The organism is Chroococcidiopsis sp. CCALA 051, assembly GCF_003015105.1.
Lineage (GTDB): Bacteria > Cyanobacteriota > Cyanobacteriia > Cyanobacteriales > Chroococcidiopsidaceae > Chroococcidiopsis > Chroococcidiopsis thermalis.
In genome coordinates, this window is the sequence record NZ_PYCI01000049.1 from 13434 (window position 1) to 25371 (window position 11938).

13 protein-coding genes are annotated in these 11938 nt (G+C 45.0%); 6 read left to right on the forward strand and 7 right to left on the reverse strand.

Annotation, left to right across the window (positions count from 1 at the left end; genetic code table 11):
* The first annotated feature begins 24 nt into the window (after positions 1–24).
* A complete protein-coding gene (locus C7Y66_RS13865) occupies positions 25–984 on the forward strand; it encodes a D-2-hydroxyacid dehydrogenase (RefSeq protein WP_106546019.1) in 960 nt (319 codons plus the stop codon).
* Here the strand turns inward: C7Y66_RS13865 and C7Y66_RS13870 are convergent.
* Positions 981–3638, reverse strand: coding sequence for a carboxypeptidase-like regulatory domain-containing protein (locus C7Y66_RS13870; protein ID WP_199197424.1), 2658 nt, complete (start codon positions 3636–3638; stop codon positions 981–983). The genes C7Y66_RS13865 and C7Y66_RS13870 overlap by 4 nt on opposite strands.
* A 611-nt stretch (positions 3639–4249) precedes the next feature.
* On the opposite strand from C7Y66_RS13870, the gene C7Y66_RS13875 reads away from it, so the two are divergent.
* Both C7Y66_RS13875 and C7Y66_RS13880 read left to right on the forward strand, forming a co-directional pair.
* On the forward strand, positions 4250–4798 hold the full coding sequence (locus tag C7Y66_RS13875) for a hypothetical protein (RefSeq protein ID WP_106546020.1): 549 nt from the start codon (positions 4250–4252) through the stop codon (positions 4796–4798).
* 134 nt (positions 4799–4932) lie between these two features.
* On the forward strand, positions 4933–5757 hold the full coding sequence (locus C7Y66_RS13880; protein ID WP_106546021.1) for a hypothetical protein: 825 nt from the start codon (positions 4933–4935) through the stop codon (positions 5755–5757).
* 13 nt (positions 5758–5770) lie between these two features.
* Here the strand turns inward: C7Y66_RS13880 and C7Y66_RS13885 are convergent, their stop codons facing one another.
* Complete coding sequence (locus C7Y66_RS13885) at positions 5771–6220, reverse strand: hypothetical protein (protein ID WP_106546022.1); 450 nt, start codon at positions 6218–6220, stop codon at positions 5771–5773.
* Positions 6221–6352: 132 nt separating this feature from the next.
* Positions 6353–6490 carry a hypothetical protein gene (locus tag C7Y66_RS31835; RefSeq protein ID WP_015156971.1) on the reverse strand — a complete coding sequence of 46 codons (138 nt, stop codon included), beginning with the start codon at positions 6488–6490 and terminating at the stop codon, positions 6353–6355.
* A 233-nt stretch (positions 6491–6723) separates the two neighbouring features.
* Between C7Y66_RS31835 and C7Y66_RS13890 the strand changes: the two genes are divergently transcribed.
* Positions 6724–7176, forward strand: coding sequence for an EVE domain-containing protein (locus C7Y66_RS13890; protein WP_106546023.1), 453 nt, complete (start codon positions 6724–6726; stop codon positions 7174–7176).
* Positions 7177–7261: 85 nt separating this feature from the next.
* Here C7Y66_RS13890 and C7Y66_RS13895 read toward each other — a convergent pair whose 3' ends face one another.
* A complete protein-coding gene (locus C7Y66_RS13895) occupies positions 7262–8428 on the reverse strand; it encodes a DUF1822 family protein (RefSeq protein ID WP_106546024.1) in 1167 nt (388 codons plus the stop codon).
* Positions 8425–9639, reverse strand: a complete 1215-nt coding sequence (locus C7Y66_RS13900) for a sigma-70 family RNA polymerase sigma factor (RefSeq protein WP_106546025.1) — start codon at positions 9637–9639, stop codon at positions 8425–8427. The genes C7Y66_RS13895 and C7Y66_RS13900 overlap by 4 nt, the downstream gene beginning before the upstream one ends.
* Positions 9640–9772: 133 nt before the next feature.
* On the opposite strand from C7Y66_RS13900, the gene C7Y66_RS13905 reads away from it, so the two are divergent.
* Positions 9773–10042, forward strand: a complete 270-nt coding sequence (locus C7Y66_RS13905; protein ID WP_106546026.1) for a Mo-dependent nitrogenase C-terminal domain-containing protein — start codon at positions 9773–9775, stop codon at positions 10040–10042.
* Between the two features lie 136 nt (positions 10043–10178).
* Here C7Y66_RS13905 and C7Y66_RS30525 read toward each other — a convergent pair whose 3' ends face one another.
* Together C7Y66_RS30525 and C7Y66_RS13910 are read right to left on the reverse strand one after the other, a co-directional pair.
* Complete coding sequence (locus tag C7Y66_RS30525) at positions 10179–10445, reverse strand: hypothetical protein (protein ID WP_146149788.1); 267 nt, start codon at positions 10443–10445, stop codon at positions 10179–10181.
* Complete coding sequence (locus C7Y66_RS13910) at positions 10442–11299, reverse strand: FecR domain-containing protein (RefSeq protein ID WP_106546027.1); 858 nt, start codon at positions 11297–11299, stop codon at positions 10442–10444. Before C7Y66_RS13910 ends, C7Y66_RS30525 begins: the two co-directional genes overlap by 4 nt.
* A gap of 268 nt (positions 11300–11567) precedes the next feature.
* On the opposite strand from C7Y66_RS13910, the gene C7Y66_RS13920 reads away from it, so the two are divergent.
* Complete coding sequence (locus C7Y66_RS13920) at positions 11568–11918, forward strand: hypothetical protein (RefSeq protein WP_106546028.1); 351 nt, start codon at positions 11568–11570, stop codon at positions 11916–11918.
* Positions 11919–11938 lie beyond the last annotated feature (20 nt).

Below are 11938 nucleotides of genomic sequence, written 5' to 3' on the forward strand. Positions count from 1 at the left end.
TCGGAATTTGGAAATAAGAATTTTATGAAAATTGTTTTACCAAGTAATTTAGCAGCACAGATCGAGCCTCACTTATCGAACGACGATCGCATTGTCAAGCTCGATCTTCAAGGCAATCTAAACGGAGATCCAAGCGATGCTGAGGTGTATTTTCATGAATGGTCTTATAATACGTTTTTCGAGCGAGTATTATCACGATTACCTAACCTACGTTGGCTGCATACTGAAAGTGCAGGCATTGACCATTTATTAATCCCAACCTTAGTCTCTCGCGATCTGATAATGACAAATAGTGCTGGAGTTCATGCAATTCCCATCGCTGAATTTGTCTTAGCATATATGCTCGATCGCGCCAAATGTCTATCTAAATTTAAACTTACCCAACAGCAAGATCGCTGGTTGTCATATCCAGAAGTGGAAGCTTTGGGAATCCAAGAATTGATGGGCGCAACTATATTAATTATCGGTGCTGGAGGTATCGGTCAAGCGATCGCCACCCGCGCTCAAGCTTTTGGAATGCGCGTCTGGGGGAGTTGCATCCATCCGCGATCGCTACCTGGTTTTGATTTGGTAGTCGGCACACAAGAATGGCGTAAACTTTTACCAGAAATAGATTATCTCGTCTTGGCTACGCCTTTAACGGCTCAAACGAAACATTTAATTGATGCCAATGTCCTAAAATCCATGCAGGCAAGTGCTTATTTAATTAATATTGCCCGTGGCGGAATTATCGATGAAAATGCTCTTATTCACGCTCTCCAAAAAGGTTGGATTGCAGGCGCGGCTTTAGATGCTTTTACTGTAGAACCATTACCAGCAGACAGTCAGTTGCGATCGCTACCCAATGTTTTTATTACACCCCACTGTAGCAGCATATCTCAACAGATGCAGCAACGGGTAATAGGGTTATTTCTAGAAAATTTGACACTTTATAAAGCTAAGAAGCCTTTGCGTAATATTGTAGATAAAGCTGCTGGATATTAAACCTTGCTTTTCAAATTAAGTTCTTGAAAAGGTTTGGTAGATGTATCTAATTTCAACCGCAACTGCGAGTTACCATTTACTGTCAACGTATACTCTCCCTGAGACAATCCTTCTAGATAGTAAACTCCAGCACTGTTCGTCACGGAAAATTTGCGCTGACCAGATCCTATCGCTTCTACCGTTGCACCAGCAATCGGTCGATCTTGCGTATCGGTGACAACTCCAGTGCGGCTATAAGCAGGAACTAGAGGCACGAAAACGGGCGTGTAACTGCCAGCACTGACAACCACAGCCAAAGCTTGTAGGTGTGCTTGCCAATCGGGAGGGAATCCCGCCGGATCGAAATCTAAACGGTAGGTGTTAGGTGGTAGGCGCAGGAGAATGCGGTTGTGTTGAATTTTCGGTCGCCAAGCGGTTAGTGGTTGATTATTCAGTATGAGTAACAGATCGCAGTTTTCGGTGTAAATCTCTTCACTTGGGTCGCGTTTTGAGTTGTTGTTGCGGTCAAAAAACGGTTGAATTAATAAACCGCCTTGGGTACGAAACTCGCTCGTATGCCTGTCGCCTGGGCTAATACCCGCCTGCAAGCCTAAACTAGAAACTAACTCTACACTGAAACTCGACTCATCAGAAGTGAGAGATACTCCTTGGTAGCGTCCGCGTAGCATCACGCCTGGTAGTACTGTGGTTCCTAGTGAGGCGAATAGACCGCTACCTCCAGAATTGATCCCGTAACCTAGTTGAGCTTCCCATAAATAGTTACCATCGCTTGCCCGTTGTGGAGAACGATATTGCCAGCCAAGAGTCAGTAAGCGATCGCTTCTACCTTGACTGCGCGTTTCATAATTTAATAGCAACGAGTGTCCGGTATTGCCATTGTCTTGAGATAAGTTGTACGTCAGTGCCGAATTCGTACCAACTTCGTTACCTTGCAAGTTCAGTTCCAATCTGCCCAAACCCTGGAGTAAATACCAACGTAGGCGATTTTTGGTATCCAAGCCAGCACGGACAAAGGTGAAGACATTTTTCCTGCTAAAGCTAAATTGCACTCCTCCAGATGTGGCATCGCGACTGTTAGCTGAGGCGTATAAGCTGAAACTGCGCGACAACTGCCAATTGAGATTCAAGCGGCTGGAATATCTATCACTCGATAGCAACGCACTGAAATTAGGCGAGGGAGTAAATTGAATATCGGCGATCGCCTCCAATTTAGAACCCGCCAGCGCCGAGACTGCTACTTGTAAAGGAAAGTTCTCAGGTCGCCAGAAGACCTCTGCCAAGCCTTGTAAAGAGTCGTCGTAGACCCCACCTAAACCTACAGTTAGCGTTGGCGATAAACCCCAGCGTCCAGCAACTCCGCCGCGCAACTCCTGCATGGAAGGAATTTGCGCGTCCGTATCGCTTTGCCATCCGCCTGACACGACGAAAGCCGAAGCACCTGCGGGAATTTGTCCTGGTACGGTCGAAAAACTCGCTTCTCGAATTTCTGGTGGTGCAGTCAGCCGTCCTTGGGGATAGAGGAAAACACGATAGTTGCTGTCATAAGCCCGATCGGATTTAATATTTTCAAAGCGATAGATTCCAGAAGAATCGACTAAAACTTCTGCGATCGCCCGACTGCCAAATCCTCGGACTAACCTAACTAAAGTTCCTGGTTCGGCTTTACCTGCGATCGTGCGTCCCACGACAGCGGCTTGCAGGCGTTGACGCGGATCGGAACTCCCAGCAGATAGACTCTGAGGTGGAGAAAAGCCTTGTCTTTGAACTAAGGTTAAACCCCAATAATTTCTCGTTTCTTGACTTTGCCAAAATGTCGGTTGAGAGCCTACAAAATAGTCGGTAAAATCGGTTTGACGCAGAAATTGAGCTTCGGCAAGTTTCCAAGTGGAGAAGTCTTGCAATTGGGATTGAGTGGTACGGATAAACCAAGAACCACCAAAAGCACTACCAACAGCAAGGGTGTCTCCCGTGTAAGTGGGTGTGGTGTCTCCCGTTCCCGTAGCATTGACCCTTTGTTCCATACCAGCAATATTTAATTTGCCAGGGTAGAGGCGTTGTAATCCATTGAAGACAACAGGAATTTCGGTTTCTTCAAATGTATTTGTTGCGGGCTGAGTCAGCCAAGGCACTTCTAAAATAATTGCATATTCATTCAGGTCGAACTTTGCTTTTATTCCAAATAATGTTTGTAAGTCTTGGATCGAAAATACTAAGCCTAGTTCGGGATCGGTACGGAGTTTTTTGGGATTGAGGCGAGTCACAATTCCCGCAGAACGGACTTCTATCTGACCGTCAGCCAAAGTGGTGACGTTAAATTTTAAGACTTGAATGACATCATCGTAAGATAATTGCCAATGGGCAAAGTTAAGTGCTTGTCTGCCGTCTTCTCGTCCTCGGACTAATGCGCCAGATTTGACATTGCGATCGCCTATATTTATTCCTACAGGAAAAACGCTAAATTCAGTCTTAGGCGTTGATGAGTTATCTGAAGTTTTAGCACTTGCTAGTGCAGCAGAATGCATGAGTTCAGAATTTAAGAAATCTGGCGAAATTTTTATAGAACTTTCATTCGATCTTACTTGCGCGATCGCTGTCTCAAATGTTCCCAGCATAGCTGTGAGGAGCGATAAAGTCAGCAGATATTTTGTTTTCATATATTGAAAATCAATCCGTCCAGGTTAGTTAAATTGAATTAACTTATCAACAAGCGATCGGCTAACAAGTAACAAATTTTGTAAAACTTTAATCCTACAAAAACTCCTATCCAGATATTTACTGCCCAAAAGCAGCAATACATTACCAGCCGATTTTGGTAATGCAAATAAAATTATTTTGAGCGAACAGCGGATTAATATAGCTCGACAATTATTAACGTCACATCCGTAGAATCCACGATATCTCTCGCTCGGCGCGCAAATATCAACCAAATAACCGAAAATAAATAAATTATTAAAGTAAATAGCTATTTTTGTCGTTTTTTGCGGCTAAACTTACGTAATTTCTCTCAGAGAGTTTTGAGAAATACTTGCTTATTGTAGTAATCAGTCACAGCAATAGTTGAACCTGAAATTGAATGACATGAGTTAAAAAATCTCTGGTTGATTAATTTAACTGAAGTGATTTTTTATAGCCGTCAAGTAGTTTTTTATTAGGAAAAGCTATCTGTACTTAGAATGCATAGACTAATGCAAGTTTATTTCTAAGCAGTACTTTGCTGTGTCCTAGTTGAAAAATTCACCAAGATTTGATTTGAAAGGAGTAGCTTATGAATTGGCGTTTAGCTTTAGCTAGTAGTCTTGCTGTGTTGAGTACTGCATCTTTCATCCCCGTGGCAAGTGCAGCACCAACAACCCAAGATGTTCCATTTAACGGTACTGTTGCGGGAAGCTGTGTATTTTCTGGAACTGTTGGCGGTACTCTCGGTCAGGTTATGCCCAAATATGGCTGGGTTGAATCTAGTGGAGGTATTCCTGGTTTAACACCTGGTCTCCCTGCTGGTCAAACAATGATTAATTGTAATTCTCCCGCTCAACTGAGTACTTCTGTTCCAGTAGCAGTTAGCGTACCTGCTAGTTTTAATCCACAGAAGTTGCAATCTATTGTTTACGATGGGGCAAACTATACTACTGCTTATTCCGGTGGTAGTACTTTTGATAGTGGTGCATGGAACAAGTCTACGACTCCCATAACAATTCCTATGGGTGTTGATGTTCCACTCCAAGTTGGTATGGTTGCTGGTACGAGAAGCTTTACTTCTGACGTTCCTAGCGGAACTTATGAATATATGGTTACTTTGACTGCAACCCCTAACTAATGCTATGACTGATTTGCTTAATTAAAAGCAATTGAAAAGTAACGAACTTGGTTTGAAAAAACCAAGTTTCGTTGCTAAATAGAGTTGCGCGTGCGTAACTAACAACGGTAATAGTTATTTTGATAAAACCATTGATGAATGTTGCTGCAATCAATCGCTGTTCGTTACTAGGTAGTTGTTTGCTATCTAGCTTTTTATTTTGGGGCAGTGTTGCCCGTGCAGATATTGCGATTACTCCTATGGTCGTGGAGACAGAAGCCAAACGGGGTCAAGCACAAGGTACGATGACTGTTTACAATCAAGCACCGGAAGCTTTTCGCGCCCGCGTTTACACTGCGCCCTTTACTTACGATAAAGAACATGGATTTCAGGCTTTAAAATCTAGCCCCAACGATCTCAGTCCCTATCTCCAATTCTCTCCTACAGAGTTAGTCGTTCCTAGCTCTGGTAAGCGGAAAATTCGTTTCATTGTACGTTTTCCGCCTAATTTACCAGATGGTGAATATCGCACCATGATTTTTACAGAAAATCTCCAAGCAACCAAAGTTACACAAACTAACCAGGCAAATCAAGTCACGTTCATCACTTCTGTTGTGCCGCGCATTGGTGTAACGGTCTACGTCCGTAAAGGAGATGTGTCACCAAATCTCGTTGCTAATAGTGCCAGGTTTAACCCAAAATCGAACCAAGTGCAATTACTAGTGCAAAATACAGGCAAAGCTTCTGCCGTTGTTGCGGGAAATTGGACGTTGAAACAAGGCAAGCAAGAGATTTCTACAGGTAAAATTAACGATACGACTGCGATCGCCCAAGGAGAACGCTATCTATTAATTTCTCCTCAAACTCCCCAGCAAACTAAGTTAGCACCAGGAGAGTATCAACTCTCTGGCGAGTTGAAATGGGGTGAGGGCAAGAAAAACCACACTCCCTTTAGCGTTAGCTTCACCGTACCGCAGTAATTAAGGTTAGTCATTAAGGTGGAGTGACAGTGACGCTGAGATTCAGGCGATAATTATAATTTCCTGGGATAAAGGCAACAGGACGCTCTACCCGCATCCGCACTTCTAAATCCGTGTTACCTGTGGGTAAGTTGGCAGTATTATTTTGACTATTGCTGCTTAGGCTATTTGCTCCAAAGTTCAGAAAACCTACTCGCGTCGTCCCCTCTGGATCGTCTGACGCTCCTTCTACCAAATTCGGAGCTAAAATACTAATCTGAGCCGCTAGCTCTGATGGTACGTTAACGCTCAGGGTCGCTGGTGCAGTTGACTGCAATATTTTCATATTCCCCAACATCGGCTCTACAATGCCAGGGTTAACATTGCTGAATGCTACTTGAGGTGTTTCTTGAGCGATCGCGGCATAATTACCAAAGCCTACCAAGATCGCTCCAGTGATAAATAATGTTAATCGGTGTAGCATTCGGCTCAGAATATGTGAATATCGATTGACTTCACTCCAGCGATCGCGAGAGTGTCAACCGGGAATATGGCATTTTCCAGTTATGAGTGTCAAGGATATCGAGCCGAAATCACCTTACACTTTGCGATCGCCTCAACCTTTGGTTAAACGAATATGCTCCATAATTCGCTTCTTGCGGTCTTCTGAATTGAGTGATGGTTTAATAAAATCTCCCGTACTGCGAGATAAATGTTCCATAATCTGCCGTTGCCGATCTGATGCTTCAGCCATGAGCGAGTTAATCTCCGATGCTACTATTTTTATCAATACTTCATATTATTTTACGTAAATTCATTAATTTTGGAAACGAGCGGTTATCAGTGGCTAGTGGCTAGTGGCTAGTGGCTAGGAGACAGTTCTACTACTCGTGAAATTGACGCTCCTTGAGTGTTATCAGTAGCTAGTGGCTAGTGGCTGGACTCCTTTCTAGTCACTAGCCACCAGTCACTAATCACTAACGACTTATGAATTATTGGTTGATGAAATCAGAACCACAGACTTACAGCATTTCAGACCTCGATCGCGATCGCACCACGATTTGGGATGGGGTACGCAACTATCAAGCTCGCAACTATTTGCGTCAAATGCAAGTAGGAGATTTAGCTTTTTTCTACCACTCTAATGCCACACCCCCAGGAATTGTGGGTTTGATGCGAGTTGTCACACCTGAAGTTATCGATCCGACGCAGTTTGACTCTAGTAGCCCCTACTATGACCCAAAATCGGATTCTCATACCCCGCGCTGGTACACAGTTAAAGTGGAATTTGTCAAGGTTTTTTCTCGATTTATTTCCCTACCTACGTTAAAACAAAAATTTAGCCCAGAAGAACTAAGCGTAGTCAAACAAGGCAATCGGCTCTCAGTCATGCCCGTTACCGATGCGATCGCCCGAAGAATACTAGCATTGGCTCAGTAAGTATTTGTCATTTGTCATTCGTCATTTGTCATTTGCAAGTAGCTAGCCACCAGCCACCAGCCACCAGCCACTGATAACTGATTTCTCAAAACCGCAAAATCTCGCGATCGTAATTGATTGGTGTGGGTTCAATTTCCCAAACTATGCCTTCGCCTGGAGCAAGGGAGACTTCGACAAATAAACATTCTACAGGTTTACTAGCTGTGTCTTCGTTGCCCTCAAATGCTTGTAAATCTTCAGTTAATAAACGTAGTGTAAATCCGGCAGGAATGGAATCGCCCATAGCATGACGTAACTCAAATCGCCAGACTCCCCCTGTACGAGGCATCACTCGTAATTCGTACTGCTGCTGGGCAATAATCATGTGGCGAGTCAGCAAAACTTCTGGAAAAAATTGTGTCGTCCCTCTTGCAGCCGCCACGATCGCTGGTTGCCAGGTGCTTTGTCCCCATCCCATCTGTCTTGCTGCGTCCGATACTCCTGTTTGCAGCCATTCTAAAACCGACCACTGTTCGGGATGTCCCAAACGGTGATGGTAAAGTTTTTGTCGCCAACCGCCATGCGAGATTAACGCGCCCCATAATTGAAACGGTACTGCCAAGCGCGGACTCACAACTTCTGAGCTTCCCAGGCGGGGAATTAAATTTTCTACCTGTGCTAAGGGAATGACAGGTAAAGTTGCAACTGTCCGGCGTGTCGTTTCGGTAATACCGAGTTGTCTGCTTACCCACAATACGCTCATGTTCTGAATTACATGGGCTTCATCTAGGCAATAGCTGCGGTCTTGGGAATCGTAGCTACCATTTTGTTTGAGTTGTTCGTGGGTAGCATAACCCCAAACTCTAATAGATGCACAATCGGGGTCTACTTGTACGCCAAAGTAATAATCGGCAACCCAGTCGGGAATATCTACCCATTCTTGAGGCACGCGCAGTTCGCTTAAGTCAATTGTCTCTGTTGGAATTAAGACAATCCGCAGCCTGTCCCAAGCTACGCCCGTCCCATTCACAAATTCCCAGATGCTAGGTAAAGCGGTGAAACTCGGTACAGCCAAAGCTTTTCCAGCGTGTTCTTCCCGCAACCAGGGTAATATAGTCTGAAGGCAAACTTGATTGAGATAGGCGTTCCAACGACTGCTGGGATGAGAACAAGCTTGGCTGCGCTGCCATGCCTGCGATCGCACTAAATCCGACACTTCCAGCCACACCTGTGTCGGATCGGTTAAAGTTAGCGAGCTAGGATCGAAGGTCATGAGGTAGACTCCATGAGCGAGGAGGGACGGCGGTAATGTACCTGCAACCATTCCTCTAAAACTGTGTTGATATTATTGAGTACCTCTGATGTCAGAGTAATATGCAATGTCTCTTGACTCCATTTTGCCAAAGCCAGTAACATGCTTTCTCTGGCTCTGGTGAGGCGGCGAGAAACTGTATATTGTTTGGTATCGATCGCCTTGGCAATTTCCTGTTGCGTCAGTCCCTGTCCGTAGTACATTTGCATAATTGTCTGTGCTTGCGAGTCCAGTTTGGCGATCGCTTCTGCTAAAACTGCCTGCATCTGAGTTTGTCGCGATTGCTGTTTTTTCTGTTCTTCAACAGCGATCATCTCATTGAGATAATTATCTTGCTCGAAGCTACCTAAATCGTCCAGAAATGCTCCTGATTCTTGTCCTGGTTTGGGAGCGTCGATCGATACGAGTGAGGGATAAAGGTAAGAGCGTGCGGCTTTGGCACAGGCAACAAGCCATTTTTCTAGCGTCTGAGCGTTACATTCTGTGCCTGATGGCTGGAGTTGGGTAATGCGTTCTTGATTGTAAAGTTTAGCGATCGCCTCCCAAGTCTCAGATTCCGGTTTGGGCAGTTGGCGGGTTCCCGTGGGCTGAGTCGGAACGTAAAGCGTTTTAAAGCAATTCCAAGCAAGGACGTAACGGTTAATAACTTCTACACCAAGTCCGGCATTTTGTAAAGACTCTACCAGTCTTTTTTGACTTAAGCGACGCAGCAGCGACCAATTTGTCGAAATATCGACTTCCTGCTGTTGGCGCAGCAAATCTTTCAGGACGCTGCTAAAAATCGCACTGGCATAGTTTTTAAACCCGTAACCCAATTGGGGGTTAAAGCCTTTTAAGACCTTATCAAAACGGGCGATCGCCATTTGAAAGCAATCAGACAAGGTGTATTGGGATGAAGCAAAGCTGGCACTCGTTTTATGTGCCGTCCAGTAGCACACTTCCTGCAAGTAAGCGGTAAGGTGTGCCTTAGCTAGACTATCAGGCTGAGTTTGCCACAACTTATACCAATAAAGAACCCAATAGTTTTCCGCCGCCTCCATTTGCGGAGATTGTGCCAGCCTAGCTTGCATACTCCGCCGCAAGTGCGGGTCGCTGACCCAAGCACGGAAGCGGTCTGCGTCAAATTGCAGAAAGGTCGAAAAGATTTCGATAATGCCTTGACGGGGACGCATGAATCAATCGCTCACGTTAGTTGCATAACACAGCAGAGGTAAACCTATCAAATAAATGAAGGTAATTAACCACCTATATAAATAAAACCCACCAGTTCAACCTAATTTCAGTATTACAAAAGGAGAGATCCCTATGTTCGCACCAATCGTACTCAAAAGTAATATCTGCCACTGGTTAGAAAGCCTAGAAATTCACAATCCCAAGTTCGCTCATCTGTTTTGTCAATTAATTCCCGCGCAGTGTCCTTTTGAACGGACAATTACCTGCTTTGGACGCAAGCTGGTTCACATTCCACCTCTATGCAAGTTAAATCCTTTCTACGAACAGATCGTTTACCTCCGCTTCAAGTGCCTGTGCTTCCTAGCAGACGAGTGCGGTGAAGATGTTACGGTTTATTGTTAAACGGCGGGAGTCGGGGACAAAATTCAAAATTCAAAATTCAAAATTGATGAGACAAGGGAGAGAACAGAGAGTCGCCCAGCTGAGGGAGAAAAACCACACCCCACACCCTATTCCTGAGCGCACCACGCACCACTTCTTACAAATGACAAATGACGAATGACAAATGACGAATGACGACACAGATTGGGTTATGGATGCGGAAGATAATTGCTAGCACTGTCCCAGGACTATTGTGGATGCATTCGGTGTTGGCGCAGGACGAGCTATTAACCCGTACTGAAGTTTTAGAAGTTAGATACTCTGTATAACCGCAACGCGATCGCGGACAGATTGACTCTTTCACCTGTGCTATTTGGGATAAGGCGATGTCATTGTGGGATGTAACAGCGATCTGACCCATCATCTCCTACTCGGCACAGATGGAAAACCCTGAAAAACATTCTGAGGATCTGTTGAAATACCTTTCGGTTCTTCTTTAACGGTACACGGTACGATCTGCTCGAAACCAGGTGGGGGTTCTGTTTCTTCGCGGAATTGATCTTCTAAAGCGGCGATCGCCTGATTTCGGACTGTCAGAATCGTATTTTGTGCTTGTGGCGGGAGGCTATCGCTCGGTGTTTCCTCCGCCGTGCCTAAGTCAGCCGCTAGATTGCAGGCTTTGTAAAATCGCCTCAAGCTCATATCTTTTACAGCTGTCAATTCTCCTTGTTTCACAGCCGTGCGCTGTCCCGCATCTAAAACCACTACGCCTTCACCCCCAGAAGTGGCAACAGTCACGGGAACTTGGGGGTTTTCGGTCAAAACTCCAATTGATGTCATGTGTTTATCTGAGTTATGCTGCACCCATACGGCTGTTCCCGGCGCTGTGACTACAGCTTCTGGTGTCACAACAGTACCGCTCTCATCTCCAGGTGGAAAAATAAACAAGCCAGTACCGTTACGCAACTGAAAACTACGGCTACCAGGTACAAAGCGAAAAATAGCATTTCCCCCTAACCGCACCAGCGAACCTTCATTAAAAACTAAATCTGCTCTAGCGAGGGGATCGGTTTTGACTGCATCTAGAGGCTGAACCATGTCTGCAACTTGCGCCGATCGCGGCGGTTGGTTTTTCAGCCATAATTGAACTCGATTGACTAATTTATAAATTTCTGCTTGAGTCAACAAATCTGACTGCGCGATCGCTAGACTGCCGAACATGGCTACCAGATTACCTGCGATAAATCCTGGCGCGAGCAAACGTTGCCACCATTTCATCAAAATTATCTTCTCCTTAACTTGACTGTAATTTACTGTCTCAGGAACTTATACAACTCGGTCAAAGTCTTTTTGGAAGGGAGCAGGGAGTAGGGAGTAGGGAGCAGGGGGGCAGAGGAGCAGAGGGGCAGAGGAGCAGAGGAGCAGAGGAGCAACTACCGCGTTCCCAATTACCAATTACCAATTACCAATTACCAATTACCCATACCCCACACCCTTTCTTCACGCTCTCACTGACTGACAGCTAAGTGCAAAGGAAGAAATTACTATGAAAATCGATCGCATCCTCAAAACTGGTTGCAGCGGTTTAATTTTAGCTGCAAGTTTCGGATGGTTTTGTATGCCTGCCCAAGCCGATAAGATTATTCAAATTAACACGCAAATTACCGGACAGGATGGTAATAGCAATACTTCGGTACAACAATCTTCTCAAACCGCCGAAATTGATAAAAATAGGATAAAAACGAAACTCGATCGCTCCGGTGACTACGACTATTTGCGCGATTCCTCTGAGTCTTCTCGTCAAGACAAGCTGAATCGAGGCAATCACCAACAAACCAATCGCAATGACAAGAAAAACACTTCTGTCGATCGCGGCATTACTGTTTATCCTCGCTAGTACCTGCGATCGCTAGTAGC